Source organism: Rathayibacter sp. VKM Ac-2928, from assembly GCF_022815545.1.
In the GTDB taxonomy this organism is placed as follows: domain Bacteria; phylum Actinomycetota; class Actinomycetes; order Actinomycetales; family Microbacteriaceae; genus Rathayibacter; species Rathayibacter festucae.
Genome location: NZ_JALGRU010000001.1, coordinates 743,698 through 769,786, shown reverse-complemented (window position 1 = coordinate 769,786; position 26,089 = coordinate 743,698). Strand labels below are relative to the sequence as shown.

Here is a 26,089-nt window from a genome sequence, read left to right as displayed (position 1 = left end):
GGGCGAGTGTGCCCGGGTTCAGGACCCCATGCCGGTCTGCGTCGCGAGGAGCTCGATGCCTGTCGCGACCGTCTGCCACGCCGAGCCGCGCTGCTGGCGCAGCTCGCCGCCCTCGGCGAGGATGCGGATCTGCGTCGAGGCGTTGCCGGCCGCGATCTGCACGGTCCCGGTGGTCGTCCCCAGCGGGGTGTCCCCTCCGCCGAGCTGGTTCATCGTCACCGTGTCCTCGCCGGTGGAGCCGCGGACGACCGAGACGACGTCGAGCTCGTCCGTCCAGGCGGCGGCGACCGCCGTGCCGAGGGTCGAGCGCAGCACGACCGGCTCGCCGATCGCGATCGGATCGCCGTTGACCGAGCGGGTGACCCCGGCGACGAGCACGGTCGCCTGCTGCCCGTCCTGCGCGAAGGCGAGCATCCGCGTGCCGTCCCGAGACAGCGCGAACGAGGCGATCGACTCGATCTCCGGCCAGGCGGTCGCGACCTGCAGCGACCGGGAGCCGTCGGAGGAGTAGGCGACCAGCTGGCCCGGCGCCGCCGTGGGCACCGACCAGACGTAGCCGAAGGGGTCCATGCCGGGGGCTGCGAGGCCGCTCCGGGCGTCGAGCAGCACGTCGTCGACGCCGGGGGTGAGCAGCGAGACGCCGGCCGAGGTGAGGACGGCCGCCGAGGCGCTCGAGTCGGCGCCCCGCTGCTCGCCCAGCACCGCGGCCCGCGGCGAGAGCGCCGCGATCCGGTCCGAGACGGCCGTCTCGGCGAGTCCCGAGGAGCCGAGGAAGCCGAAGTCGCCGTCGGTCAGCACCAGCGGCCGGGTGTCCACCCGCGGCGAGGTCGGCAGCCCGGTCACCTCGGTCGGGATCTCGATCGGGTTCTGCTGCACCGAGAGCGAGACCCCGGTGACGTTCGAGACGTTGGCCAGGCTCCTGCCGAGCTGCAGCGCCATCCGGCGCCACTGCCGCTCGTCGGCCTCGAGCGCCGCCGAGTTCAGGTCGACGACGGCCCGCTGCGCCTCGACCGGCACCGTCTCGGCGGCGAGCGCCGTCCCGGTCGGGAAGGCCGAGACGACGGCGGACGAGTCGCGGAGCCACGGCGTCGGCCCGCGCAGCAGCTCGGTGACGATCGTGGTGCTGGTCGAGCTGTCCGCGCGCGAGGCGAACCAGCGCAGATCCGGCACCAGGTAGGAGTAGCTCGGGTCGAAGAAGTAGAGCGCGTAGGTGGAGAAGACCTGCTCGAAGGTGGTCCGGTCGATGACGACGCCGCTGGGCGGAGAGCTGATCCGCCATTCGCCGTTCTCCTGGACGAAGCCGTAGTCCAGCTCCAGCGCGGTGGTCGTCGCGACCTCGGAGTAGACGCCGGTGGCGTCGACCTCGGCCACGGGGGTGATGGTGAGCGAGAGCGTCGACGCGCCGGGCTGGGTCGAGGAGCGCTGGCCCTCGTCGACGGTGACGTGCTCGCCCGGCGTCCAGTCGGCTCCGGTGGAGAGGAACTCGCGGGCGATCTTGTAGTTGTTCTGCGGGCTCGACGCCGCGTCGATGAAGCCGGTGAGGATCTCGAACTGGTCGGCGCCCTCGGCGGGGCCGGAGGGGAGGAAGTCGTACTGCAGGTCCTGCGGCGCCGTGTCCGGGCGGCCGACGCCGACATCGCCGCCGCGCGGGATGCCCGCGCAGCCGGCGAGGGCGGCCAGCAGCAGCACCGCGGCGACCGCGGAGCGCACGCGCCTCACTGGACGACCCCGTGCTCGGGCACGCCGCCGAGCGGCAGCGGCGGCAGGACGATGGGGCCGGAGTAGGCCTGCTCGCCCGCGTCCACGGGCGGCAGCGGCAGCGGGGAGGCGTCGATCCGCTCGCCGCGCCGACGCGGGACCGTGAGCCGGAAGCACGCGCCGCGGCCGGGCATCGACCAGACCTGCAGCCAGCCGTGGTGCAGCGCGGTGTCCTCCTGCGCGATGGAGAGGCCGAGGCCGGTGCCGCCGAGGGTGCGGCGGCGGGACGGATCGGCGCGCCAGAAGCGGTCGAAGACGCGGACCACCTCCTCGGAGCTCATGCCGTGACCGTAGTCGCGGACGGCGAGCGCCACCGCGGTGGCGTTGCTGTCGACCGTGACCACGATCTCGCGGCCGTCGCCGTGCTCGACGGCGTTGCCGAGCAGGTTGCGCACGATGCGGCGGATGCGGCGGGCGTCCATCTCGGCGTCGAAGTAGCCGCCGGGGGCGGAGAGCGTGAGCCGCGAGCCGTTCGCCTCGGCGATCCCGCGCATCCCCTCGATCTCCTCGCCGGCCAGCCGCACCAGGTTCACCGGCTCCAGCTCCAGCTCGGCCGAGCCGGCGTCGTGGCGGGAGATCTCCAGCAGATCGGCGAGGAGGCTCTCGAAGCGGCCGATCTGGCCGTGCAGCAGCTCGACGGTGCGCTCGGCGACCGGCGGGAAGCCCTCGCGCTGGTCGTAGAGCACGTCGCCGGCGAGCTTCATCGTGGTCAGCGGGGTGCGCAGCTCGTGCGAGACGTCGGAGACGAAGCGCTGCTGCACCCGGCTGAGCGTGGCGAGCTCGCTGATCTGCTCCTGGAGGCTGTCGGCCATCCCGTTGAACGAGCGGGCGAGGGTGGCGATCACGTCCTGTCCCCTCTCCGGGATGCGCACGTCGAAGTCGCCCGCGGCGAGGCGCTGGCTGGTCTCCGCCGCCACCCGCACGGGCGCGACCACGATCCGGACGACGACCCAGCTGACCGCGCCGATCAGGAGGATCAGCAGGATGCCGGCGATGTTGAGGACCTGCTGCACGAACTGCAGCGTGCGCTCCGCGTCCGCGAGCGAGTAGCCGATGTAGAGCTCGTAGCGCCCCGCGGAGCTCGGCAGCTCGATCGTCGAGCCGACGACGATGCCCGGGAGCTGCTGGCCCGAGGCGCCGAGGCTCACCGACTGCCAGTACTGGCCGTCGGCGCCGGCCTGCACCCGCGCGCGCAGGTCGTCGCTGATGACGCCGTTCTGCAGCTCGCGGTTGTAGCTGTCCTGCGGGGCGAGCGAGGACGCCTCCTGATCGGGCGCGCGCACGACCGCGATCAGGGCGGAGGAGGAGGCGTCGCGCACCGCGGTGCGCACCGAGTTCATGACCTCCTCCATGTCCTGCCGGGTCGAGACCGTCGCCGCGTCGAGGTAGCCCTGCGCGGCGCGGGTGGCGCGCGAGGTGTCGCCGGTGACCTGGTCGAGCCGCGACTGGAACAGGTTGTCGCTGATGCTGTAGGAGAGGTAGGCGCCCGTCGAGCCGATCGCGATGCCGCTGAGCAGCACGGTGATGGCGACGGCGCGGAACTGCAGCGAGCTCCGCCAGGCCCGGAGCACCCTCCGCGGCCAGCGCCGCAGCGCCGGCGCCCGGAAGCGGCGCGCGAGGCTCACGTCAGCTCGGCAGCACGGAGCCGGCGCGGTAGCCGACGCCGCGCACGGTCATCACGATGCGCGGATCGTCCGGGTCCTTCTCGACCTTCGCGCGCAGGCGCTGCACGTGGACGTTCACGAGCCGGGTGTCGGCCTTGTAGTGGTAGCCCCAGACCTGCTCCAGCAGCATCTCGCGGGTGAACACCTGCTGCGGCTTCGAGGCGAGGGCGAGGAGGAGGTCGAACTCGAGCGGTGTCAGGCCGATGCGGGTCTCACCGCGGCGGACCTCGTGCCCGGCGACGTCGAGGCTGAGGTCGCCGACCTGCAGGACGGCGTTGGCGGCGACCTGGGAGGGGCGCAGGCGCGTCTTGATCCGCGCGACCAGCTCCTTCGGGTCGAACGGCTTGACCATGTAGTCGTCCGCGCCGGACTCGAGGCCCTGCACGACGTCGGAGGTGTCGGACTTGGCGGTCAGCATGATGATCGGGACGCCGGACTCGGCGCGGATCCGGCGGCAGACCTCGATGCCGTCGATCCCGGGCAGCATCAGGTCGAGCAGGACGAGGTCCGGCCGGGCCCGCCGGAAGGCCTCGAGGGCGCCCGTGCCGTCGGCGCAGAAGGAGACGTCCCAGTCCTCCGCGCGCAGGACGATGCCGATCATCTCGGCCAGGGCCGCATCGTCGTCGACCACCAGGATTCGCGCGCTCATGGGGTCAGGCTAACCGACGCGAGTGGGAGCACGGCCGCGCCCGACCGCGAGGGCCGAGCGCGGCTGTGACAGCATGGGAGGGATGACCGACGCAGCTCAGTGGCCACCGCCCGCCGGGGCTCCGGAGGGCGACCACGCGCGGCCGCGCGTCGCCCCTGTCGCACCGGTCGCGCCCGTGTCCTGGTCTCCGACCGCGGGTCCCGCCGGCCCGTTCCCGCCGCAGGGCTGGACTCCCCCGCCCAAGCCCGGACTGATCCCGCTGCGGCCGCTCGGCTTCGGCACCCTGCTCGGCGCGCCCTTCGCGGTCCTCCGCCGCAGCCCGCGCACCACCCTCGGCGTCGCGCTGCTCGTGCAGGGCCTCGGCTCGCTGCTCGCCCTCGTGCTCTACGGCGCCGTCGCCCTTCTCGCGGTCGGCCGGATCACCCAGGCCGAGGTCGCCGATCGGGACGCCGTCGCGTCGGGGTCGCTGGCGATCGTCGTGCTCGCGGCGCTGATCCCGCTCGCCGTCACCCTGGCCACCGGCGCGCTCGTGCAGGGCGTCGTCGTGCTCGAGGTGTCGCGCGCCGTCCTCGGCGAGCGGCCGACGCTGCGCGCGCTGCTCCGGCGGCTCCGCGGCCGCTTCTGGGCGCTGGTGGGCTGGACCGTGCTGCAGGGCGTCGGCGTCCTGGTGCTGGTCCTCGCCGCGGCGGCGCTCTCGGTGCCGCTCTTCCTCCTCGGCGCCCAGGACGCGGGGGCCAGTGCGGTCGTCGGCGGGATCCTGGTGCTCGTGCTGGCCGGCCTCGCCGCGACCGCGGTGGGCGTCTGGCTCGCGACGAAGCTCGCGCTGGTGCCGAGCCTTCTGGTGCTCGAGCGGCTCCCGCTGCGCCGGGCGGTCGCGCGCTCCTGGCGGCTCGTCACCGGCGGGTTCTGGCGGACGTTCGGCGCGCTCGCGCTGATGGCGGTGATCATCCAGGCGGCCGGGCAGGTCGTCTCGACGCCGTTCAGCCTGCTGATCCCGATCGGCGGGGCGCTGGTCGCGCCGACCGATCCGAACGCGCAGGTGGTCGCGTCGATCGTCGTCGCGCTGCTCTCGGTCGCCGTCGGCCTCGTCGTCGGCGCGGTGGGCACGGTGCTGCAGTCGGCGGTCACCGGGCTCGTCTACCTCGATCGCCGGATCCGGCGCGAGGGCTTCGACCTCGTGCTGATGCGGCACGTCGAGGAGCGCGCGGCCGGGCGCGAGTCCCTCGATCCCTTCCCCGCTCCGGAGCGGACCGCGCCGTGATCCGCCTCGCGCTCGCCACGGCGCCGCTCGACCCCGATGCGCAGGAGGCCCGCCGCCTGCTCCTCGAGGAGCTCGCCGACCCGCGCTACCGCGCCGCCGAGCCGAACTGGTTCGACCGCCTGGTGCAGGCCGTGCGCGACTGGTTCACCTCGCTCACCCTGCCGGGCGACGGCGTCGGCGTGCCGCTCGCGGCGCTGATCGGCGTGCTCGTGCTGGTGGTGCTCGTCGTGGTCGCCCTCGTCCTCGCGGGACGGCCGCGACTGCGGCAGCGCAGTCGCGTGACCGGGGCGGTCCTCGCCGACGACGACGGCCGCTCGGCCGCGGAGCTGCGCGCCCTCGCCGAGGCGGCGGCCGCCCGGGGCGACTGGGACGAGGCGCTGGTGGAGCGGTTCCGCGCCCTGGTGCGCGCCCTGGACGAGCGCACGATCCTCACCGTCTCGCCCGGCACCACCGCTCACGGCTTCTCCCGCCGGGCCGCCGCCGTCTTCCCCGCCTCGGCCGACGCCCTCCGGCGCTCGGCGGACGCCTTCGACCGGGTCCGCTACCTCGGCCTGCCCTGCGGGCGCGAGGACTGCGAGCGGGTCGCCGAGCTCGACCGCGCGCTCGCGGCCGCGCCGGTCCCGCTCGAGGCGCTGCGATGACCGCGCCCGCTGCTCCGCCGGCGTCGGACGCTCCCGTCGACACCGTCTCCTCCCCCACGCTCGGCGCGCTGCTGCGCCGGGGACGCATCTGGGCGCTCCTGGCGGCGATCGTCGTCGTCGGCACGGTCCTGCTGACCGTGGCGACCGGCTCCCCGGTGCCCGCCGCCGACCTCGACGTCGACAGCGCGGCACCGGACGGCGCCCGCGCGGTCGCCCAGGTCCTGCGCGAGCAGGGCGTCGACGTCGTCCGCGCCGACTCGCTCGACGAGGCCCTGCGCGCGGTCGGCCCGGGCAGCACGCTGCTGATCGACGATCCGGGCTCGGCCCTGGACGAGGAGCAGTACGCCCGGCTCGCCGAGGACCCCGCCGCGGTCGTCCTCGTCGAGCCGTCCGGTGCGGCCCTCGACGCGCTGCTGCCCGGCGTCGCCTTCGCCGGCGCGCCGCAGGAGGACGGCGTCCTCGCCGCCTCCTGCGCGCTGCCCGCCGCGGAGCGCGCCGCGGGGATCCCCGCGGGCGGCAGCACCTTCCGCGTCCTCGAGGGCGGCGCCGCGGGCTGCTTCCCGTCCGGTGACGACGCCTTCGCGCTCGTCGCCGACTCCCCGGCCGGCGGCCCCGACGTGATCGCCGTCGGCGACGCCGACCTCCTGCGCAACGGCACCGTCGCCGAGGAGGGACGCGCCGCCCTCGCGCTGGGCCTCCTCGGCGGCGAGGACCGCCTGGTCTGGTACCGCGCCGGCGCGGCCGACGCGACCTCCGCCGCCGTCGACCCGGCCGATCTCGCGCCGGGCTGGGTCACGCCGGCGCTGCTGCTGCTCGTCGGGGTGTTCGTCGCCTCCGCCGTCTGGCGCGGGCGGCGCTTCGGCCCGCTCGCCGTCGAGCCGCTGCCCGTCGTCGTGCACGCGAGCGAGACCGCCCGCGGCCGGGCCCGCCTCTACGCCCACGGCGCCACCCGGGTGCGCGCGCTGGACGCCCTGCGGATCGGCACGCTGCACCGCTCCGCCGCCCTGCTCGGCCTGCCCCCGTCGAGCGGAGTGGACGAGGTCGTCGCGGCGGCCGCGGCCCTGCTCGAGCACGATCCGCGCGCCGTGCGCCGGCTCCTCGTCGACGACGAGCCGGCCGACGACACCGCACTCGTGGCCGCCTCCGACGAGCTCCTGCGCTTCGAGAGCGCGCTCCGCGCCGCCCGCGCACCCCGCACGGGCACCGCCGCGGCCGGCACCGCAGGACCGGGCACCGCAGGAGCCGGCACCGGGCGCCCCGCGCGCGACCGCCTCGACCACGATCAGCCCGACCACGAACGACCGGAAGGCCCCCTCCGATGAGCGACTCCTCCCCCCCCCCGATCGCGGACGACGAGCTCCGCCGCGAGCTCGACCGCGTCCGCTCCGAGGTTGGCCGCGCCGTCGTCGGCCAGGACGGCGCCGTCTCCGGGCTGCTGATCGCCCTGCTCGCCGGCGGGCACGTGCTGCTCGAGGGCGTGCCGGGCGTCGCGAAGACGCTGCTCGTGCGCGCGCTCTCGGTCTCGCTGGGCCTGGACACCCGGCGCGTGCAGTTCACCCCCGATCTGATGCCCGGTGACATCACCGGCTCGCTCGTCTACGACGCCTCCACCTCGGGCTTCGCCTTCCGCGAGGGCCCGGTCTTCACGAACCTGCTGCTCGCGGACGAGATCAACCGCACGCCGCCGAAGACGCAGGCCGCCCTGCTCGAGGCGATGGAGGAGCGCCAGGTCAGCGTCGACGGCCGCACGCTCCGCCTCCCCGACCCGTTCCTCGTCGCGGCGACGCAGAACCCGGTCGAGTACGAGGGGACGTACCTGCTCCCCGAGGCGCAGCTCGACCGCTTCCTGCTCAAGCTGGTGCTCGACGTGCCGCCACGGGACGTCGAGGTCGAGGTGCTCTCGCGGCATGCGGCCGGCTTCGACCCGCGCGACCTCGCCGCCGCGGGGGTCCACCCGGTGCTGGACGCGGGGCGGCTGCGGGCGGCCCAGGCCTCCGTCCGCCGCGTCGGCGCCGGCCCGGACGTGCTCGGCTACATCGTCGACCTCGCCCGCGCGACCCGCGAGAGCCCGAGTGTGAAGCTCGGCGTCAGCCCCCGCGGATCGACGGCGCTGCTCGCGGCGAGCCGCGCCTGGGCCTGGCTGAACGGCTACGGCTCGATCACCCCGGACCACGTCCAGGCGATGGTCCTGCCCGTGCTGCGGCACCGGATGCAGCTCCAGCCCGAGGCGGAGCTCGAGGGCGTGCGCACGGAGGCCGTCCTCGGCGGCATTCTGCAGCAGGTCCGCGTCCCGGTCTGAGCCGTGCACCTCACCGGACGCTCCGTCCTCGTCCTCCTCGTCGGCCTCGTGCCGGTCGTCCTGCTCGGACGCCGGGCCGAGGTCGCCTTCGCCGTGCTCGGGCTCTGGCTGCTGGTCTGGCTGATCCTGGTGGGCGTCGACCTCGCGGTGGCCGGCTCCGCGCGCGCGGTCGTGCTCGAGCGGCGGACCCCCGACCGGGTGCGCCTCGGCGAGCGCGCGGAGGCGACGCTGCTGATCACGAACACGGGACGGCGCCGGATCACCGGCGTGGTCCGCGACGCCTGGGAGCCCTCCGCCGGGGCTCTCGCGACCCGCTCGCCGCTGCGGCTGCCGCCGGGCGAGCGCCGCGCGGTCCGCACGGTCCTCGAGCCGCGCCGCCGCGGAGAGCGCCGGGCGCTGCACGCGACGATCCGCTCGAACGGCGTCCTCGGGCTGGCCGGCCGGCAGGCGACCCTCGCGGCGCCCGCTGTCGTCCGGGTGCTGCCGCCGTTCCGCTCCCGCCGCCACCTGCCCTCGCGCCTCGCCCGCCTGCGCGAGCTGGAGGGGCGCACCAGCGTGATGATCCGCGGTCAGGGCACCGAGTTCGACAGCCTGCGCGAGTACGTCCGCGGCGACGACGTCCGCTCGCTCGACTGGCGGGCCACCGCCCGGCGCCGCGAGCCCGTCGTCCGCACCTGGCGACCCGAGCGCGACCGGCGGGTGGTGCTCGTGCTCGACACCGGCCGCACCTCCGCCGCCCGCATCGACGACGAGCCGCGCCTGGACACGGCGATCGAGGCGTCGCTGCTGCTGTCGGCGCTGGCCGCCTCGGCCGGCGACCGCATCGACGTCCTCGCCTTCGACCGCGCCCGGCGCGCCCGCGTGCACGGCGCGACCGGCACGGAGGTGCTGAGCCGCGTCGTCGACGCGCTCGCCCCAGTGCAGCCGCAGCTGATCGAGACCGACTGGTCGGCCGTGCCGGGCCAGGTTCGCACCCTGGTCTCGCAGCGCTCGCTCGTCGTGCTGCTCACGGCGCTCGACTCCGTCGGCGCATCGGAGGGGCTGCTCGCGGTGCTCCCCCAGCTCACGAGGCAGCACACCGTGGTCGTCGCCTGCGCGATCGACCCCGAGCTGGCCCGGATGGCCGCGGACCGCGGCGACCGCGGTGCGGTCTACGCGGCCGCGGCGGCGGAGCGCTCGCTCGCCGACGCGGACCGGCTGGCGGCCGCCGTGCGGCGGCTCGGCGGCGACGTGGTGCTCGCCTCGCCGGAGAAGCTGCCGCCCGCCCTCGCCGACCGCTACCTCGCGCTGAAGGCCACCGGCCGGCTCTGAGCCCGGACCTCGCGCTCAGCCCTCGCTGATGCTCCGCGAACCGGCGTCGAAGCGGCCGAGGTCGCCCGTCTCCCCCGCGCGCACGGCCCGGCCGCCGAGCACCAGGAAGTAGGCGATGAAGCCGCCGAGCGCGAGCGCGCCGATGCCGATCTTCAGCCACCACGGCCACGGCGCCGGCGTCACGAAGCCCTCGATCACGCCCGAGACGAGCAGCACGAAGACCAGCCCGATCGCGACCGTGAACAGGCTCCGCGCGTCCTCCGCGAGCGCCTGCCCCCGGGTGCGCGGCCCGGGCGCGATCCAGGCCCAGAAGATCCGCAGCCCGGCCGCCGCGGCGACGAAGACCGCCGTCAGCTCGAGCAGGCCGTGCGGGAGGATGTAGAGGAAGAAGGTGTCGCCCTCGCCGACGTGGAACATCACGGCGACCGAGGTGCCGAGGTTCTGCGCGTTCTGCAGCAGGATGTACGGCACGTAGACGCCGACGATGCCGAAGGCGACGCACTGCGCCGCGATCCAGGCGTTGTTGGTCCACACCTGACCGGCGAAGGACGCGGCCGGGTTCTCCGAGTAGTAGTCGACGAAGTCCTCCTGCGCGAAGCGGCGCAGCTGCTCGTCGTCGCCGAGCGCGGCGAGCAGGCGCGGGTCGCCGAGGATCCAGACCGCGAAGAGGCCGGCGACCAGCACGGTCGCCAGCGCGACGGCCAGGGTCAGCCAGCGGATCCGGTACAGCGCGGCGGGGAACGAGACGACGGCGAAGCGGGCGACCGCGGCGAGCGGATCCTCGCGCGTCCCGGTCAGGCGGCCCCGCGCCCGCGAGAGCGAGACGGCGAGGCGCGTGCCGACAGCGGTCGACCCCGCGGTCGAGGAGATCGCGGCGAGATCGGCGGAGGCGGACTGGTAGCGCTCCACGAGCTCGTCGGCCTCGCCGCCGGTCAGCCGGCGCTTGCGCGCGAGCTCGTCCAGGCGGGTCCACTGGCCGCCGCGCGCGGCCGAGAGAGCATCGATGTCCATCTGCTGAGATGATAGCCGGGGCCGACGATCGAGGGAGCTGCTGCATGTCCGACGACCGCGACGACGCCCGCCTCGACAGCGCCGGCTTCGACACGGCGGGCCTGGTCACCGGCGAGGCGATCGCCCTCGAGATCCCCGTCACCTCGTTCGTCCTGCGGGCCGCCGGCGCGATCATCGACCTCGTCGCGGAGTTCCTGCTCGCCTTCGGTCTGTTCTACCTCGTCGCCGTCCTCGCGAGCGACGGCGGGCTCGACGCCGCCGCCTCGGCCGCCGTCGCGATCGCCGCCCTGGTGGTCTCGATCGTGCTGGTGCCCGTCGCCGTCGAGACCGCGACGCGGGGGCGCTCGCTCGGCAAGCTCGCCGTCGGCGCCCGGGTCGTCCGCGACGACGGAGGCGCGATCGGCTTCCGCCACGCCCTCGTCCGGGGTCTCACCGGCGTGCTCGAGATCGTGATGACAGCAGGTGGGCTGGCCGCGGTGGTGGGCCTGCTCTCGCGCCGCTCGCGCCGGCTCGGCGACGTGCTCGCCGGCACGCACAGCCAGCTCGAGCGGGTACCGGCCGCGCCCCCGCTCGTCGTCGAGATCCCGGCGCCGCTCACCGGCTGGGCGGCGACCGCCGACGTGGCCCGGCTGCCCGACGCCCTGGCGCGCCGGCTCGCGCAGTTCCTCCGCCAGCGCTCCGGGATGACCGAGCCCTCGCGCTCGCAGCTCGCCCGGTCGCTGGCGCAGGAGGCCGCCGCGTTCGTCTCACCGCTCCCGGCCGCACCCGCCGAGGACTTCCTGCTCGCCGTCGCCGCGCTGCGCCGACGCCGCGAGGAGCGGGCGCTGGAGCTCGTCGACCGGCGGATGAGCCGGCTCGCACCGGTGCTCGCGGACGCGCCGCGCGGCTTCCCGGTGCGCGAGGCCCCACGGGCTCGGCGGGGAACTCGGGCTGCACCGAGCGCTCCGGCTCCCCCGGACGCTCAGGCCGACGGCGGCTCGAGGTAGCGCACGGTCTCCCAGCCCCGGGGCACCAGCAGCCGCCGGTCGTGCTCGGCGCACAGGTCGTAGCCGTGCGGATCGGGCTGCGGGCTGAGCGGCCCGACCGCGACGAGCGAGTCCCGGTAGTCGTAGGTGAGGGTCACGACCGCGGGGAGGCTGCACCCGGTGCGCGAGCACTGCCGTCGGTCCATCGCGCCACAGTAGCAAGAGGCCGCGGGGCCATAAGCTGGTCCAATGCCCCGCGCACGCCGTTCCACCGCTCGTCAGTCGAGCTCGGTGCGCGGCGGCTCGCGCGACCGGCACGGCCGGGGCATCCGCGGTGCCGTCACCGGCCCGCACCTGCCGCCGCTGCAGACCCGGGCGGACTTCTTCGAGACGACCATCGGGTCGGCCTTCGACTATCTCCGCGACGCCTGGCCGGACGAGCTGGCGGGGATCCGGGTGGAGCTCGCCTCCACGCCCGACGTCGACCCGGCCCGGCTCGAGGGCACGGGTATCGCGCGCTGGCGGGTCGACCACGCCGCGCGGCGCATCACGCTGTACCGCGTGCCGATCGAGCGGCTGGCGAAGCTGCACCGCCGCGACGAGTGGCACCAGCGGATGATGATCGAGAGCTACGTCTTCCGCGCGGTCGCCGAGCTCCTCGGCCGCGACCCGTGGGACATCTCCCCGGACCGGTTCCGGCACCACTGAGCGTCCGGCACCACTGAGCTTCCGGCACCACTGAGCCGAGCGGCGCCTCCGAGACGCCGACCGCTCAGTGCGAGTAGACGGTGACCGGCGAGGACAGCGGCCCGGGCGGCACGATCGCGTAGCCCGCGATCCGCCCCTCGCTCGCGATCGAGACCGACGCCTGCACCGGCTGATCGCTGGTGACGACGACGGCGTCGACGCCGAGCTCGGCCGACACCGAGGCGAACGGACCGATGTCGAGCGTGCGGCTGCCGGCCTCCGACTCGAGCTGCACCGACGCCGAGGTGTCGCTGCCGTTCGCGAGGTGCAGCACGGCCCCCGCCTCACCGGTGTTGCCGACGCCGAAGGGAACGTCGGTCGCGGTCCCGGAGACGAACCAGGCGAAGTCCGTCCCGGCGGCGCCGGTCGACGTCGTGCGCCCGGCCGCCACGACGGGCTGGTCCGAGGTGAGCGTGACGCGGTAGGAGCCGTCCGCCAGGCCGGAGAGGGGGACCTCGCCGACGCGGCCGGCCGGGACCACCACCTGCGTCGAGGTGCCGATGCCGCTCGGGTCCTCGTTGGCGACCTCGATCGAGACGGTGCTGTCCGCCTCGCCGGGCGCGAGGATCCGCAGGACGGGAGTGCCCTCGCCGCCCGTGCCGTCGTCGCCCGCCGTGTCCGCCGGGGGCGTCGCGACGGTGAAGCCGGAGATCACGGTGAGTGTGGCCGGCGTCGCCGCGGGGCCGGTCGTCTCGACGCCCTGCGGCGTCAGGCCGGAGATGGCGCTGCTCTGGATGCTCGCCGCGATCTCGCCGCCGCGTGCGGTCATCCGCACGACCGGCTGGACCACGTCGGGAGCGAGCCCGGCGAGCGGGAGTGCGCGGACGGTGCCGGCCGGGACGACGATGCCGGTGGCGCCGGTCGCCGGGACGACGCCGTTCTCGCCGTAGAGCGAGAGGTCCACGGTGGCCGCGACCTCGCTGGCGTTGGCGAGGACGAGCACCGAGGTCCGGCCGACGTCGGTCGATCCGGCGACGAGCCAGCTGTCGGCCGAGGGCTCCGCGCAGCCGAGCGCCGAGAGGCCGGAGAGCTGCTCGGTGGCGATCGACTGCGTCGTCACGCCGCCGGGCGTCGGGTCGGACTCGGCGGGGACGGCGAGCCGGGTGATGCCGGTGCCCGGGGCGGCCACGTCGGCCTCGTCCAGGACCGACTGGTCGCCGGTCGCGTCCCGCGGCCAGAGCGAGGTGCCCGAGTCGTCGAGGGCGCGGAGTTCCTCGGGGTCGCTCGCGTCGATCAGGCTGCCCGCGCAGACGAGGGTGCCGTCCGCCGCCACCGGCGTGACGACCACGCCGTCGGCGGCGACGGTCGCCAGCGGTGTCGGCAGGATCTGCGGCAGCACGACCGCGGCGACGGCCAGGGCCAGTCCCGCGGCGCCGGCGGCACTGCGGAGCACGGTCCGGCGGTGGCGGGCGGCCGAGACGGTCCGGTCGCGGGCGCCCGTCGGCTTCGCCGGAGCGGACTTCGAGGCGCCGCGCTCGGCACGCCGGTCGGCGCGGGAGGGGCGGGACGGGGACTGCGACATGCGCTTCTCCTGGTCGGCGGGGTCAGGTGTCGCGGATCCGGGGTTCGACCGGTCAGGCATCGTCGGTCCCGTCGTCGAACTGGCCGGTGGCCTCGCCGGGCTCGTCGTCGATCCCCGCGACGGCGGCTCCCGAGCGGGAGCGCTCGAGCGAGAGGCCGGTCGGGACGGCCAGCAGGAAGGCGACCAGGAACACGATCAGCAGCGCGATCGTGTAAGCCACGCCGAAGGGGCCGACGACGCCCTGCGGCGCCGCGTCGATCCGGGTGCCCTCGGTGTCGACCGCGGTCCAGAGCAGGCCGTACTGGGTGTCGCCGACGGCGGAGAACGCGGCGTTGCCGTCGAGCGAGACCGCGGCGCGGGCGCTGACGGCCGAGGCCGCGTCACCGGCGTCGGTGCTGGTCGGCGGGGCGAGCACGACGAAGCGGACGCCGAGGTCCTGCAGGGCCGCGCCGATGTCGTAGCCGGTGCGCGAGACGAGGTTGCCGGCCAGCTCGTCGATGGCGTCGGTCTGCTCGGTGCCGGTCGCGGCGAGGGTCGACTGCTGGTCGAGGGTCGCTCCCGCGCCGCGCTCGAGGCGCGCGAGGATCCCGCCGTCCGACTGCGGGACGAGCACGATCGTGCCCACCCGCGGCTCGTTCTGCGCCTCGGCGGCGACGTAGGCCGGCAGCGAGCGGTCGGAGCCGGCGGTCGTCACGGTCCCGCCGCCCGTCGGGAACAGCACCGCCAGCGGAGCGACCGCCACGACGGCGGCGGCGGTCACGACCAGCGCGGGGACGACCCGGTAGGACGGCAGCGCGGCGACCGAGAGCGAGAAGCCGACGACCAGGCCGAGCCAGTACAGGCTGAGGCCCGTGCCGCTCCAGACGGCGACCGCCTCGGACCCGGTGGTCACGACCTGGATGCCCTGTGCGAGTGCCGCGGTCAGCAGGCCGGCGGCGGCCACGCCCACCCCGCCCAGGGCGGACAGGTTGTTCGGGAGCAGCAGCGCCGCGAGTGCGGAGATCACCAGGGGCAGCACGAGCACCGCGGTCGCGAGACCCGCCGCCGACGCGGGGATGCCGAGACCGCCGAGGAACTCGAGCCACCCGGTCGTGACGCCGGACGGGAACCCTGCGAGGAGCGAGAAGAAGTCCGCCCTGGCGGAGGGCAGCGGCACACCGGGGTCGGCGAGGATCGCGAACCAGTCGCCGCGCTGGGCGTGCGCGACGATGATCGGGAAGAGCAGGGCGAGGGCCGGGATCGGCAGTCCGGCGAAGCGCCCGATCCGGCGCCCCGAGGTGGCCAGCACGACGATCCAGATCAGCGCGAGCGGCACGGCGAGCACCGGCGCGCAGGCGACGACCGCCGCCGCGAGGATCGACGCGGTCGCCGAGGACGACCAGGAGCGGTAGGCGCCGAAGCCGGCGAAGAAGAGCCAGGGCAGCAGGACGTGCACCAGGATCGCGGCCGGGCGGCCCTCGGACTGGGCGGCGAAGAAGGCCGGCGCGAGCAGGTAGACGAAGGCTCCGGCGCCGCGGGCGATCGGCCGCGCGGTGAGGCGGGCAATCATCATCCACGCGCCCATCGTCGCGAGCGGCAGAGCCGTGAGGTAGAGGAGGACGATCGAGAAGCTCGGCGCCCAGAAGGTGAGCGAGCCGAGGACGGCGAGCACCGCGGCGAACGGGTCCGCCGCGCCGATGAAGCCGGAGCCGAGGTCGCGCCAGCCGTACGCGGCGTTCCGCCACAGCTCGCCGACCGACGGCGAGAGGGTGAGCAGACCGCCGCCGCCCATGGCGGTGGCGGCGAGCAGGCGCGCGTAGACGATCAGCCCGGCGATCGCGGCGACCAGGACGATCCAGACTCCGCCGGCCTGGAAGAAGTGCAGCGGGTGCCGCTCGCGGCTGGCCTGCACCCGGACGGCGTCGTGCCGGACCGAGCGGAGCTGGCGGACCACGTCGAGCGGGATGCGCAGCGGCGCGATGGCCTTCCAGCCGACGTTCTTCGACGAGCGGAGGACGCGCCTGGCGTGGAAGACCTTGGTGCCGCCGAACGCGACGACGAAGGCCGCGAGCAGCTCGCCGCCGACGAGGCCGGGCTGCTTGCGCAGGAGCCGGACGGCCGCACGGCCGACGGCGAGCGGCACGAGCGAGAGCCAGTGCAGGACGAGCAGCGCCACCGGGGCGTAGGCGAGGCGGCGGTGCAGCTGCGCGGTGCGGTGCTGGCGGGCGCGGCGGCGCTCCCCGCTGTCGATCCGGCGGCCGTCGGGGCGCTGGAGGCCGATGCGCGCGGTGGTGACCCGCGCGTCGGGGACGCGGCTGACCCGGTGTCCGGCGAGGCGGGTGCGGATCGAGAAGTCGAGGGCGTCGTCGACCACGGGCAGCCCGGGGTCGAAGCCGCCCAGCTCCTCCCAGAGCGCGTGCCGCACGAGCATGCCGCCGGCGGCGACGGCCAGCACGTCGGGCGTGGCGTCGTGCTGGCCCTGGTCGAGCTCGTCCTCGACGAGGTGGACGGTGGTGCCGTAGTTGGTGATCGACTCGCCGTAGCTGCGGATGTAGCCGGAGCGGGTCCAGTCCATGACCTTCGGTCCGGCGACCGCGACGGAGGGCGCGACCTCGACCGCGCCGAGGAGCGCGGCGAGCGCACCCGGCTCAGGAGCGGAGTCGGCGGCGAGCAGCCACAGCCACTCGTCCTCCCCCGTCGGCGCCTGCATGACGCGCACGGCGCGGGCGACGGCCTGGCCGAACGGGAGGTTCTCGGCGACCTGGACGAACTGGGTCGGACCCCAGCCGGAGAGGAGCTGCCCGGTCGCGTCCTTCGATCCGCCGTCGACGAACACGGTCGCATCGGGCTGTCGGGTCTGGGCCCGCAGCGCCGCGAGGGTGCGTTCCAGGTAGGCCGCGCCGTTGTGGGCGACCAGGACGGCGGTTACTCGGGGATACATCGCGGACCACCCTAAGCGATGGGCGCGGGGCGCCCCGCGGCGGCTCGCCGCCTCCGGTGAGCGGCGGTCGTCACGCCCGGCGGCGCAGCTTGCGGCGCTCGCGCTCGGAGAGGCCGCCCCAGATGCCGAAGCGCTCGTCGTTCTCGAGCGCGTACTCGAGGCACTGCGCCCGGACCTCGCAGGAGGTGCAGATCTTCTTCGCGTCGCGCGTGGATCCGCCCTTCTCGGGGAAGAACGCCTCCGGGTCGGTCTGCGCGCAGAGCGAGTCGACCTGCCAGGAGAGGGCGCCGCCGGGCGCCTCGCTGCCCGAGTCGATGCCCTGGCGGACGCCGGGGACGCCGAGGCGGACGGGATCGACGAACCAGTCCTCGGGGACCGCGCTCATGCCGGAGGCCCGGTCGCTGCCGGGGCCCGCGTCGTTTCCGAAGCCTCTGTCGTTTCCGAAGCCTCTGTCGCTGCCAGAGACGCTGTCGGGAATCGCCATACCGTCTCCTACCCCGCCCGCGAACATGATCGGCGACCGGCTCCTCCCGGAGGGTGGGCCGCCTCAGTAATTACACCGGTGTCATTCGCTGAGGTCAAGTCGCGGACCATAAACCCTCAACCCGCCGTGGAGGGTTCACGACACACCGGCGTGTCGCGACCGTGTCGAAGCTCCCGGCCGGCGTCAGGACCCCGCGGTGCTCCGGGCGCGCCAGGCGCTCTCCACCATCTCGGCGACGGTGTGGCGCATCTCCCAGCCGAGGTCGCGGGCCGCCGTCTCGCCCGACGCGACGATGCGGGGCGGGTCGCCCGGGCGGCGCGGGGCGACCTCCGGGGTGAAGTCGATGCCGGTGCTGTCGGCGATCGCGGTCATGATCTCGCCGACCGAGGCGCCGGACCCGCTGCCGAGGTTGTAGACGGGCTCGATCGGCTCGCCGGCGGCCAGGCGCTGCGCCGCCGCGACGTGCGCGAGCGCGAGATCGGCGACGTGGATGTAGTCGCGGACGCAGGTGCCGTCCGGAGTGGGGTAGTCGTCGCCGTTGATGCGCGGCGTCCGGCCGGCCAGCAGCGCCTCGAACACCAGCGGGAAGAGGTTGTGCGGGCTGGTGTCGTAGACGTCCGGGTAGCCGGAGCCGACCACGTTGAAGTAGCGGAGCGAGGCGTGGCGCACCCCGTGCGCGCGGCCGGCGTCGGCCAGCAGCCACTCGCCGATCAGCTTCGACTCGCCGTAGGGCGACTCGGGGCTCTTGGGGGTGCTCTCGGTGACGAGCTCGACGTCGACCGCGCCGTACACCGCGGCGCTGGAGGAGAAGACGATCGAGCGGACGCCGGCGCGCTCCATCGCGGCGAGCACGCGCATCGTGCCGGTGACGTTCTGCTCGTAGGTGTGCAGCGGGCGCTGCACCGAGACTCCCGCGTACTTGAAGCCGGCGACGTGCACGACGCCCTCGATGTCGTGCTGCGCGAAGACCTCGTCCAGCAGCGCCTCGTCGAGGATCGAGCCGCGGTGGAACGGCACGCCCTCGGGGACGAAGCCCTCGTGGCCGGACGACAGATCGTCGAGGACGACGGGGTCGATGCCCTGCTCGGCGAACGCGCGCACCACGTGCGCTCCGATGTACCCGGCTCCCCCGGTGACCAGCCATGCCATGTGGATCCTCCTCGATGACGGGCGCCGCGCGCGCACCGACGCAACCCTAGCGGCGGGGTGGCGCGGGCCCGGTGGCGGGATCTCGTGGTGTCGCGATATCCTGCCGCCGTGCTCCACTCCGTCGCCGTCCTCGCCCTGCCCGGGGTCGCCCCGTTCGAGTTCGGCGTGGTCTGCGAGGTGTTCGGGATCGACCGGCGCGACCACGGCGGGCCGGTGTTCGACTTCCGCATCGCGACCGCGGATCCGGGGCCGGTGCGCACCTCGCTCGGCTTCGAGCTGATGGTCGCCGACGGCCTCGAGGCGGCCGAGGACGCCGACCTGATCGCCGTGCCGGCGCACCCGATCGGCCCCGCCGACGATCGCGTGCTCGCCCTGCTGCGCCGCGCCCACGAGCGCGGGGCGTGGATCGTGAGCGTCTGCAGCGGCGCCTTCGTGCTGGCCGAGGCGGGACTGCTCGACGGGCGACGGGCGACGACGCACTGGATGCACGCCGACGAGCTCGCCCGGCGCCACCCGGCGGTCGAGGTCGACCCGGACGTCCTGTTCGTGCAGGAGGGCCGGATCGTCACGGGCGCCGGGACCGCGGCCGGGATCGACGCGTGCCTGCACGTCGTCCGCGAGGAGCTCGGCGCCGCGGCCGCGAACGTCGTCGCGCGCCGCATGGTGGTGCCGCCGCAGCGCCACGGCGGCCAGGCGCAGTTCATCCCGACGCCGATCCCGGAGGCACGCGCGGACTCGCTCGCCGACGTCACCGAGTGGATGCTGCGCCACCTCGACGAGGAGCTCAGCGTCGACCTGCTCGCCCGGCGAGCGCTGATGTCGCCGCGCACCTTCGCCCGCCGCTTCCGCGCCGACCTGGGCACCACGCCGCTGGCCTGGCTCAACCGTCAGCGGCTCCTGCGCGCCCAGCAGCTGCTGGAGGAGTCCGACCTGACCCTCGAGGCGATCGCCACCCGCGTCGGCTTCGGCACCGCTGCCGTCCTCCGCCACCACTTCGCCCGCGTGCTGCAGACGACGCCGGCGGCCTACCGCCGCACCTTCGCGTCGGCGGCCGCGGCCGCCTCCTGAGCCGCGCCGGGACCCGCCGACCCGATGGCGGTGGGTCCCGAGACGCGCTGCGCGCTGCTCGACCGGCATGGTGCGCCCTGCGGGCTGCTCGACCAGCATGGGCAGGACGGCCGTCCATGCTGATCGAGTAGCCCGCGCAGCGGGCGTATCGAGATCCACCCCCCGCAAGAACGACGGAGCGAAGGGCCCTCGGTCAGACGGTGGCGACGAAGAGGGTGCCGCGGCCGGTGACAGAGAGGGCGCGCTCCGACGGCGTCACGTACATGCTGCCGCCGCGCTCGACCTCGACCGAGCCCTGGGCGCCGTGCACGGTGAACGCGCCGTCGGTGGCGATCGCGATGGCCGGTCCGTCGAGCTCGACGCGCACCGGCTCGTCCGAGGTCGGCTCGACGACGGCGAGCAGGAAGTCCGGCACGTCCGGCCGGTAGACCCGCAGCCCGGGCGCGGGCTCCTCGGCCGGCAGGTACGGCACCGGCAGCGGCGAGAACTCGAGCACGCTGACCAGCTCGGGCACGTCGATGTGCTTGGGCGTGAGCCCGCCGCGCAGCACGTTGTCGGAGGCGGCCATCAGCTCGACCCCGGTGCCCGCGAGATACGCGTGGATGTTGCCGGCGGGCAGGTAGAGCACCTCGCCGCGGGCGAGCCGCACGCGGTTGAGCAGCAGCGAGAGCACGACGCCCGGGTCGCCCGGGTAGGCCTCGGCGAGCGAGCGCACCGTCGCCGTCTCGAGGCGGTCCTCGCCCTCCGACGCTCCCACCACCGCGGCGATCAGCGCCGCGACCTCCGCGCGGTCGCCGTCCGCGAGCAGCCAGGAGACCGCCCGGCGGAGCACGACCGTCGGCTCGCCCTCGAGCTCCGCGGCGAAGCGCGTGATCGCCGCCGCTTCCTCCCCCGCGGCGCGACCGGCCAGCTCGGCCAGCAGCGCCCGGGTGCCGTCGAGCTCGCGGAAGCCGCAGAGCGCGTCGAAGCTCCCGGTGAGCGCGTAGATCAGCTCCGGCTTGTGGAACGGGTCCTTGTAGTTGCGCTCCGCCGCGTCGCGCGGGACGCCGGCCTCGTCCTCCTCGACGAACCGGCGCTGCGCCGTCGCTGACGACGGGTGGGCCTGGAGCGAGAGCGGTGCGCCCGCCGCGAGGATCTTCAGCAGGAACGGCAGCCGCGGCGCACCGGACACGGGGTCGACCGAGCCGGCGACTCCGGCGAGCGCCGTCTCGGGCTCGCGGGCGATCCACTCGGCGAGGGTCGACGCGCCGACGGAGGCGGGGTCGAGGATGCGGGCCGGCGAGCCCGGGTGCGCCCCCAGCCACAGCTCCGCCTCGGGTCGGCCGGACGGCGCGGTGCCGAGGGCGTCCGAGATGCCGGTGAGCGAGCCCCAGGCGTAGTCGCGGGGGGTGTTGCCGATCGGGATGAACACGGCGAGGGCCTTCCGTTCCGGGAGCGGTGTGCGAGACGGCACCGTCCGGATCCTGCCGGGGCGGGCCGGGCCCGACGCTAGCAGGATCTACAAGAGCGGCCCCGGAGGAGCGGCCGCCGCTTGGCGCCGATCGCCAGCGTCCGCGCCGCCCGGGCACCCCCTTCGTACGCTGGTGGGAGCCGCACCGCCGCCGCTCCTGCGGGCCGAGTCGCTGCGCGCCCGAGCGATGGAGCGATGAACCATGGACAGCACGACCTTCGAACTGCTCAACGCCGACTTCTACGGCTTCGAGTCGCGGCTCACCCCCGCCGAGAAGGAGCTCCTCGTGGGCGTCCGCGCGTTCCTCGAGGAGCAGGTCCGCCCGATCGCCGACGAGTACTGGGAGCGCGCCGAGTTCCCGCGCCAGCTCATCCCCGGGATCCACGCCACCGGTGTGATCGGCCTCTCCTGGCCCGAGACGCGCACGATCGAGAACTCGTCGGTGTTCCGCGGCTGGGTCGCCCTCGAGTTCGGCCGGGTCGACGCGAGCATCGCCACCTACGTCGGCGTGCAGAACGGCCTGGTGATGGGGACGGTCGGCGTCGCCGGCTCCGAGGAGCAGCGGGCCGAGTGGCTGCCGAAGCTCGCCTCGGGCGAGGTGATCGGCGCCTTCGGCCTGACGGAGCCGCACTCCGGCTCCGACTCCGCGCAGGGCCTGCGCACCACCGCCCGCCGCGAGGGCGACACCTGGATCCTCGACGGCGAGAAGCGCTGGATCGGCAACGCGACCTTCAGCGACGTCACCGTGATCTGGGCGAAGGACGTCGCCGACGGCCAGGTGAAGGGCTTCCTCGTCCCGACCGCGACCCCGGGCTACCGCGCCACGGCCATCGCCCGCAAGCAGAGCCTGCGCACCGTGCAGAACGCCGACATCGTGCTCGAGGGCGTCCGCGTGCCGGAGTCGCTGCGACTGCAGGGCGCGAACTCGTTCCGCGGCACGGCGAAGGTCCTCCGGCTGACCCGCGCCGAGGTCGCCTGGCAGGCGATCGGCGTCGCGATCGGCGCCTACGACGCCGCCCTGCGCTATGCCCGCGAGCGCGTCCAGTTCGGCAAGCCTCTGGTCGGGCACCAGCTGGTGCAGGACCTGCTGGTGAAGAGCATCGGCAACATCACCGCGAGCATCGCCCTGGCCACCCGGGTCTCCGAGATGCTCGACGCGGGCGAGCAGCGCGACGAGCACTCCGCACTCGCGAAGGCCTACACGACGGCGCGGATGCGCGAGACGGTCGCCTGGTGCCGCGAGGTGATGGGCGGCAACGGCATCGTCCTCGACTACGGGGTCGCCCGGTTCTTCGCCGATGCCGAGGCCCTCTACTCCTACGAGGGCACCCGGGAGATGAACACGCTCATCGTCGGACGCGCGATCACGGGCAGCGCCGCGTTCGTCTGAGGCGCAGCCCGCCCGCTCGCCGGCCGCCCGCTCCCTAGACTGTTCGCCATGATCCGACGCGCCGCGCCCGCCGCTCCCCGAGCGCTCGCGGTGGCCGTGCTCACGGTGATGCTGGGTGGCCAGGCGCTGCGGAACCTCGCGGGCTGGTGGGGCTGGGGGGTCGTCGTCGCGGCGCTGCTGGTCGGCGTCGTCGTGCTGCTGGTCCGGGTGCGGCCTCGGCTGCGCTGGAGCCGGACGCCCAAGGCGCTCGTCGCCTTCCTCGCCCTCGCCGTGCTCTCGCTGCTCTGGTCGGCGTACCCCGGGGCGAGCGCGATCGGCGTCGTCGCGCAGCTCGCCACCTCGCTCGGGGCGGTCGCCCTCGCCCTGACGCTCAGCACGGCGCAGTTCGTCACCGCCCTCGGCCGCGCGCTCCGGATCACCGTCGGCGCCTCGCTCGTGTTCGAGCTCGTCGTGGCGGTCGTCGTCCGCGCGCCCGTGCTGCCGTTCGTCATCGACCTGCCGGCCGGCCGCATCCCGGACGCCTTCTACTGGTCGCAGGCCGCGCTGTTCACCGGCGAGCCGATCCAGGGGCTCGTCGGCAACCGCAACCTGCTCGGCTTCCTCGCCCTGCTCGGCCTGATCGTCGTGCTGATCGAGCTGGCCGCGCGCAGCCTCCGTCCCCGCTGGGGCGCCGTCTGGATCGTCCTGTTCGCCGCGACGCTCCTGCTCACCCGCTCCGCCACCGTGCTGCTCTGCGTCGTCGCCGTCGCGGCGGCCGCGGCCTTCGCGCTCTGGGCGCGACGCCGTGGCGAGTCGGAGCGGCGGCCCGTCTACGTCACGGCCGCCGCGACCGCCGTCGTGCTCGCGGGCAGCGCGATCGCGGGCTGGGGCACCCTGCTCGGCCTCCTCGGCAAGAGCGAGGACGCGACCGGCCGGCTCGACATCTGGCGCTCGGTCTGGGCACTCGCCGCCGAGCGGCCCGTCCTCGGCTGGGGCTGGGTCAGCTACTGGGCGCCCTGGGCCGCCCCGTTCGACACCCTCGCCGAGCGCAAGGGCGTCCTCTACCTGCAGGCGCACGACGCCTGGCTCGATGTCTGGTTCCAGCTCGGCATCATCGGGCTGGTGCTCTTCACCGCCCTCGTGGTCTCGACCCTCTGGCGCGCCTGGTTCCGCGCCGTCGACCGCCCGCGCCGCAGTGCGACGACGGCGCTGCCCTACTCGGCCGTGTCGCTCGCGCCGCTGCTGCTGCTCGCCGCCCTCCTCGCGCAGGCGCTGTTCGAGAGCCGGCTCCTGATCGAGAGCGGCTGGCTCCTGCTGGCCGCCCTGGCGGTCCTGACCAAGCAGCCCGCGAACGAGGAGGAGGACGCGCTCACCGCCGAGCCGATCCCCCTCGCCGGCCAGCGCGCCGTCCGATGAGGGGCGGTCGGCCGTCGGCTCTGCCGGCCGCCCTCGCGGACGCCCTGGCGTCCCCGCAGTTCGCGGCGGCCCTCGCGCAGACCTCCCTCGTCGTCGTGCTCTGCGCGCCGGCGGTGCGCGGGATGATCGGCTGGCCCGGCTACATCGCGGCGATCGCGACGCTCACCGCCCTCGCGGCCGTCATGCTCGTGCTGCGGCGCGAGCTGCTCGACTGGGAGGGGCTGCTGCCGACCAGCATCCTGGTCTTCCTCGGCTGGATCGCCCTCAGCACGCTCTGGAGCGGCTACCAGTGGGCCACCGCCTCGAGCGTGCTCTACCAGCTCGCCCTCGCCTTCCTCGCGATCGCGATCGGCCTCACCCGCGACATCATCCAGGTGATCCGCGCGGTCGGCGACGTGATGCGGTTCGTGCTGATCGGCTCGCTGGCCGTCGAGGTACTCTCCGGCGCCCTGATCGACCGGCCGCTGCGCTTCCTCGGCGTCGAGGGCCTCCTGGCCGTCGGCGGCCCGATCCAGGGGCTGGTCGGCACCCGCAACCAGCTGGGGCTGGTCTGCCTGCTGGCGGTCGTCACCTTCTCGGTCGAGCTGATGACCCGGTCCGTGGCGCGCGGCCCGGCCCTCGCCTCGCTCGCGCTCGCCGTGGTCACCCTGGTGCTCACCCGCTCGGCGGTCAGCGCCGGCGTGCTCGTCGTCGCCGCGGTCGTCGCGCTGATCCTGCGCTGGGTGCGCCGCGCCACCGGCGAGCAGCGTCGGCGGCGGCAGTACACGACGCTCGCGGTGCTCGTGGCGTCCGCGCTCACCGCAGGGCTCTTCCGCTTCCGGATCGTCGACCTGCTCAACGCGGGCAGCGAGTTCGAGTTCCGGGTCACCCTCTGGCAGCAGGTCTGGCGCTTCACCGACCTGGCGCCGATCATCGGCTGGGGCTGGGTGGGCTACTGGCGCACCGACCTCTACCCGTTCAACGCGATCGACTTCCTCTCCGGCCGGCCGCACTCCTCCAGCCTGCACGCGGTGTTCGACCTGGCGCTGCAGGTGGGCGTCGTCGGGGTCGCGCTCTTCCTCGTGCTGGTCGGCCTCGCCCTCTGGCGCTCGTGGCTCATCGCCTCCGAGCGGAAGGCGGTCGTGCACGTCTGGCCGGTGCTGGTGCTCAGCGTCCTCGTCGTCACCTCGCTCGCGGAGAGCTCGCTCCTGGTCGACGCCGGCTGGCTGCTGCTGGTGATCTGCGCGATGCGCGCCGCGCAGGGGCTCAGCTGGCGGCGGCTCCTGCACCCCGGCGACCGGCCCGGCGGGCTGCCGCGACAGCCCGCAGCACCGCCAGGTGCTCCTCCCGGCAGCGCTCCCAGCTGAACCGGGCCGCGCGCTCGACGCCCTTCGCACCGAGCTCGGCGGAGCGCTCGATCGCCTCGAGGATCCCGTCGGCGATCGAGCGCGGCTCGAGCGGATCGACGAGCACCGCGGCGTCGCCGCAGATCTCGGGCAGCGATCCGGAGTCCGCGGCCGCCACGGGGCAGCCGGAGGCCATGGCCTCGATCGGCGGGAAGCCGAAGCCCTCGTAGAGGCTCGGGAAGGCGAGGACGGCCGCGCGCCGGTAGATCTCCGCCAGCTCCTCGGCGCCCACGTGCCCGCGCCACTCGACGAAGTCGGGCAGCGGGCCGAGCTTCTCCAGGTCGCCTCCGGTGAGCACCAGCCGCAGGTCGTGGCCCTCGGCACGGAGCAGGCGCATCGCCTCGAACAGCCGTGCGTGGTTCTTGTGCGGCCAGGCGCGCGCCGGGTAGAAGACGAAGTCCTCGCGCGCGCCCAGGTGCGGGCGGAAGCGCTCGGTGTCCACGCCGAGATGCGACACGTAGATCCGCTCCTCCGGGATGCCGAGCAGCTCGACGATGCGCCCCTTGGTGAAGGCGCTGATGGTGATGATCGCGTCGGCGCGGCGCGCGGTGGCCTCGTAGGCGATCCGCCGGAAGACGCGCTCGACGCGCGGGAAGAGCTGCGGCAGATCGCGGTGCTGGAGGTCGAAGACCATCTGCACGTGCCCCTGGCGCCGCGAGGGCCAGGGCAGCGGGACGGTGAAGGGGAAGTAGAGGATCTCGTCCGGCCCGAGCAGGCGCCGGAGCCGGAGCGTGCGCACGAGCGCCTGGAGCATCCCCGTCGCCCGGCGGCGGTGGCCGGCCCCGCTGACGACGCCCTCGGCCACGATCTCGGGCACGCCCTCGCTGAAGCCGCGGGCGTTCTCGGGCACGAGCGCCTGCACGCGCAGCCCCTCCTCCCCCGGCCGCGTCACGAGCAACCGGGTCAGCGCACGGGCGTAGGTCTCGCCGCCGCCCATTCCGCCGGGGTCGACGGTGAGCACGGCGAGCGTGACGGCGAGGCGTTCCGGCATGGCGTCCGATCGGATCGAGGCTCCCTCGC

At 74.8% G+C, this 26,089-nt stretch carries 22 protein-coding genes; 11 read left to right on the top strand and 11 right to left on the bottom strand.

Annotated elements, in window-relative coordinates; all coding sequences use genetic code 11:
• Positions 1-18: 18 nt before the first annotated feature.
• The 3 genes from MT350_RS03680 to mtrA are packed head-to-tail and all read right to left on the bottom strand — an operon-like array spanning position 19 to position 4,071.
• Positions 19-1,710 carry a GerMN domain-containing protein gene (locus tag MT350_RS03680; RefSeq protein WP_243598866.1) on the bottom strand — a complete coding sequence of 564 codons (1,692 nt, stop codon included), beginning with the start codon at positions 1,708-1,710 and terminating at the stop codon, positions 19-21.
• Between the two features lie 5 nt (positions 1,711-1,715).
• Complete coding sequence (gene mtrB / locus MT350_RS03675; RefSeq protein ID WP_132435837.1) at positions 1,716-3,383, bottom strand: MtrAB system histidine kinase MtrB; 1,668 nt, start codon at positions 3,381-3,383, stop codon at positions 1,716-1,718.
• 1 nt (position 3,384) lies between these two features.
• Positions 3,385-4,071, bottom strand: a complete 687-nt coding sequence (gene mtrA / locus MT350_RS03670) for an MtrAB system response regulator MtrA (RefSeq protein ID WP_123444394.1) — start codon at positions 4,069-4,071, stop codon at positions 3,385-3,387.
• Between the two features lie 82 nt (positions 4,072-4,153).
• Here mtrA and MT350_RS03665 point away from each other — a divergent pair, with 82 nt between their 5' ends.
• From MT350_RS03665 to MT350_RS03645, 5 genes are read left to right on the top strand one after another with little or no spacing between them, the layout of a single operon-like run.
• Entirely contained in the window at positions 4,154-5,332 is a 1,179-nt protein-coding gene (locus tag MT350_RS03665) for a hypothetical protein (protein ID WP_243598865.1), read from the top strand.
• The gene (locus MT350_RS03660; RefSeq protein ID WP_243598864.1) at positions 5,329-5,973 is read left to right on the top strand and encodes a DUF4129 domain-containing protein; all 645 of its coding nucleotides are present in this window, start codon (positions 5,329-5,331) and stop codon (positions 5,971-5,973) included. The genes MT350_RS03665 and MT350_RS03660 overlap by 4 nt, the downstream gene beginning before the upstream one ends.
• Positions 5,970-7,295: a DUF4350 domain-containing protein gene (locus tag MT350_RS03655; RefSeq protein ID WP_243598863.1), complete on the top strand. Its 1,326-nt coding sequence runs from the start codon at positions 5,970-5,972 to the stop codon at positions 7,293-7,295. Before MT350_RS03660 ends, MT350_RS03655 begins: the two co-directional genes overlap by 4 nt.
• Positions 7,292-8,272 (top strand): MoxR family ATPase, encoded by a 981-nt coding sequence (locus MT350_RS03650; RefSeq protein WP_243615404.1) that lies wholly within the window; start codon positions 7,292-7,294, stop codon positions 8,270-8,272. Before MT350_RS03655 ends, MT350_RS03650 begins: the two co-directional genes overlap by 4 nt.
• A gap of 3 nt (positions 8,273-8,275) precedes the next feature.
• On the top strand, positions 8,276-9,583 hold the full coding sequence (locus MT350_RS03645) for a DUF58 domain-containing protein (protein ID WP_123735247.1): 1,308 nt from the start codon (positions 8,276-8,278) through the stop codon (positions 9,581-9,583).
• 15 nt (positions 9,584-9,598) lie between these two features.
• Here the strand turns inward: MT350_RS03645 and MT350_RS03640 are convergent, their stop codons facing one another.
• The gene (locus MT350_RS03640; protein ID WP_133963414.1) at positions 9,599-10,594 is read right to left on the bottom strand and encodes a stage II sporulation protein M; all 996 of its coding nucleotides are present in this window, start codon (positions 10,592-10,594) and stop codon (positions 9,599-9,601) included.
• 44 nt (positions 10,595-10,638) lie between these two features.
• Here MT350_RS03640 and MT350_RS03635 point away from each other — a divergent pair, with 44 nt between their 5' ends.
• Positions 10,639-11,580, top strand: coding sequence for an RDD family protein (locus MT350_RS03635; protein ID WP_243598862.1), 942 nt, complete (start codon positions 10,639-10,641; stop codon positions 11,578-11,580).
• Here the strand turns inward: MT350_RS03635 and MT350_RS03630 are convergent.
• Complete coding sequence (locus tag MT350_RS03630; protein WP_123444386.1) at positions 11,556-11,765, bottom strand: DUF3499 family protein; 210 nt, start codon at positions 11,763-11,765, stop codon at positions 11,556-11,558. The genes MT350_RS03635 and MT350_RS03630 overlap by 25 nt on opposite strands.
• 43 nt (positions 11,766-11,808) lie before the next feature.
• Here MT350_RS03630 and MT350_RS03625 point away from each other — a divergent pair, with 43 nt between their 5' ends.
• Positions 11,809-12,267 (top strand): metallopeptidase family protein, encoded by a 459-nt coding sequence (locus MT350_RS03625; RefSeq protein WP_123734335.1) that lies wholly within the window; start codon positions 11,809-11,811, stop codon positions 12,265-12,267.
• 64 nt (positions 12,268-12,331) lie between these two features.
• Here the strand turns inward: MT350_RS03625 and MT350_RS03620 are convergent, their stop codons facing one another.
• From MT350_RS03620 to galE, 4 genes are all read right to left on the bottom strand, one after another.
• Positions 12,332-13,828 (bottom strand): DUF5719 family protein, encoded by a 1,497-nt coding sequence (locus MT350_RS03620; protein ID WP_243598861.1) that lies wholly within the window; start codon positions 13,826-13,828, stop codon positions 12,332-12,334.
• A gap of 52 nt (positions 13,829-13,880) precedes the next feature.
• Positions 13,881-16,748, bottom strand: a complete 2,868-nt coding sequence (locus tag MT350_RS03615; protein WP_243598860.1) for a glycosyltransferase family 2 protein — start codon at positions 16,746-16,748, stop codon at positions 13,881-13,883.
• Between the two features lie 70 nt (positions 16,749-16,818).
• Positions 16,819-17,133 (bottom strand): WhiB family transcriptional regulator, encoded by a 315-nt coding sequence (locus tag MT350_RS03610; RefSeq protein ID WP_123444423.1) that lies wholly within the window; start codon positions 17,131-17,133, stop codon positions 16,819-16,821.
• 282 nt (positions 17,134-17,415) lie between these two features.
• Positions 17,416-18,381 carry a UDP-glucose 4-epimerase GalE gene (gene galE / locus MT350_RS03605; protein WP_243598859.1) on the bottom strand — a complete coding sequence of 322 codons (966 nt, stop codon included), beginning with the start codon at positions 18,379-18,381 and terminating at the stop codon, positions 17,416-17,418.
• Positions 18,382-18,489: 108 nt separating this feature from the next.
• Here galE and MT350_RS03600 point away from each other — a divergent pair, with 108 nt between their 5' ends.
• Entirely contained in the window at positions 18,490-19,449 is a 960-nt protein-coding gene (locus MT350_RS03600; protein ID WP_243598858.1) for a GlxA family transcriptional regulator, read from the top strand.
• A 193-nt stretch (positions 19,450-19,642) separates the two neighbouring features.
• Here MT350_RS03600 and manA read toward each other — a convergent pair whose 3' ends face one another.
• Entirely contained in the window at positions 19,643-20,902 is a 1,260-nt protein-coding gene (gene manA / locus MT350_RS03595; RefSeq protein WP_243598857.1) for a mannose-6-phosphate isomerase, class I, read from the bottom strand.
• A gap of 199 nt (positions 20,903-21,101) precedes the next feature.
• Between manA and MT350_RS03590 the strand changes: the two genes are divergently transcribed.
• From MT350_RS03590 to MT350_RS03580, 3 genes are read left to right on the top strand one after another with little or no spacing between them, the layout of a single operon-like run.
• Positions 21,102-22,289 (top strand): acyl-CoA dehydrogenase family protein, encoded by a 1,188-nt coding sequence (locus MT350_RS03590; RefSeq protein ID WP_243598856.1) that lies wholly within the window; start codon positions 21,102-21,104, stop codon positions 22,287-22,289.
• A 48-nt stretch (positions 22,290-22,337) separates the two neighbouring features.
• Positions 22,338-23,684, top strand: coding sequence for an O-antigen ligase (locus MT350_RS03585; protein ID WP_243598855.1), 1,347 nt, complete (start codon positions 22,338-22,340; stop codon positions 23,682-23,684).
• Positions 23,681-25,030, top strand: coding sequence for an O-antigen ligase (locus MT350_RS03580; protein WP_243615403.1), 1,350 nt, complete (start codon positions 23,681-23,683; stop codon positions 25,028-25,030). Before MT350_RS03585 ends, MT350_RS03580 begins: the two co-directional genes overlap by 4 nt.
• Here MT350_RS03580 and MT350_RS03575 read toward each other — a convergent pair.
• On the bottom strand, positions 24,930-26,060 hold the full coding sequence (locus MT350_RS03575; RefSeq protein ID WP_243615402.1) for a glycosyltransferase family 1 protein: 1,131 nt from the start codon (positions 26,058-26,060) through the stop codon (positions 24,930-24,932). The two genes, MT350_RS03580 and MT350_RS03575, sit on opposite strands and share 101 nt — an antisense overlap.
• Between the last annotated feature and the right edge of the window lie 29 nt (positions 26,061-26,089).

Excerpts from the sequence above, each read along its gene's own strand:
- mtrA (WP_123444394.1), bottom strand. The coding sequence starts at position 4,071 with ATGAGCGCGCGAATCCTGGTGGTCGACGACGATGCGGCCCTGGCCGAG.
- MT350_RS03665 (WP_243598865.1), top strand. The coding sequence starts at position 4,154 with ATGACCGACGCAGCTCAGTGGCCACCGCCCGCCGGGGCTCCGGAGGGC.
- MT350_RS03655 (WP_243598863.1), top strand. The coding sequence starts at position 5,970 with ATGACCGCGCCCGCTGCTCCGCCGGCGTCGGACGCTCCCGTCGACACC.
- MT350_RS03650 (WP_243615404.1), top strand. The coding sequence starts at position 7,292 with ATGAGCGACTCCTCCCCCCCCCCGATCGCGGACGACGAGCTCCGCCGC.
- MT350_RS03640 (WP_133963414.1), bottom strand. The coding sequence starts at position 10,594 with ATGGACATCGATGCTCTCTCGGCCGCGCGCGGCGGCCAGTGGACCCGC.
- MT350_RS03635 (WP_243598862.1), top strand. The coding sequence starts at position 10,639 with ATGTCCGACGACCGCGACGACGCCCGCCTCGACAGCGCCGGCTTCGAC.
- MT350_RS03630 (WP_123444386.1), bottom strand. The coding sequence starts at position 11,765 with ATGGACCGACGGCAGTGCTCGCGCACCGGGTGCAGCCTCCCCGCGGTC.
- MT350_RS03625 (WP_123734335.1), top strand. The coding sequence starts at position 11,809 with ATGCCCCGCGCACGCCGTTCCACCGCTCGTCAGTCGAGCTCGGTGCGC.
- MT350_RS03620 (WP_243598861.1), bottom strand. The coding sequence starts at position 13,828 with ATGTCGCAGTCCCCGTCCCGCCCCTCCCGCGCCGACCGGCGTGCCGAG.
- MT350_RS03615 (WP_243598860.1), bottom strand. The coding sequence starts at position 16,748 with ATGTATCCCCGAGTAACCGCCGTCCTGGTCGCCCACAACGGCGCGGCC.
- MT350_RS03610 (WP_123444423.1), bottom strand. The coding sequence starts at position 17,133 with ATGAGCGCGGTCCCCGAGGACTGGTTCGTCGATCCCGTCCGCCTCGGC.
- galE (WP_243598859.1), bottom strand. The coding sequence starts at position 18,381 with ATGGCATGGCTGGTCACCGGGGGAGCCGGGTACATCGGAGCGCACGTG.
- MT350_RS03590 (WP_243598856.1), top strand. The coding sequence starts at position 21,102 with ATGGACAGCACGACCTTCGAACTGCTCAACGCCGACTTCTACGGCTTC.
- MT350_RS03585 (WP_243598855.1), top strand. The coding sequence starts at position 22,338 with ATGATCCGACGCGCCGCGCCCGCCGCTCCCCGAGCGCTCGCGGTGGCC.
- MT350_RS03580 (WP_243615403.1), top strand. The coding sequence starts at position 23,681 with ATGAGGGGCGGTCGGCCGTCGGCTCTGCCGGCCGCCCTCGCGGACGCC.
- MT350_RS03575 (WP_243615402.1), bottom strand. The coding sequence starts at position 26,060 with ATGCCGGAACGCCTCGCCGTCACGCTCGCCGTGCTCACCGTCGACCCC.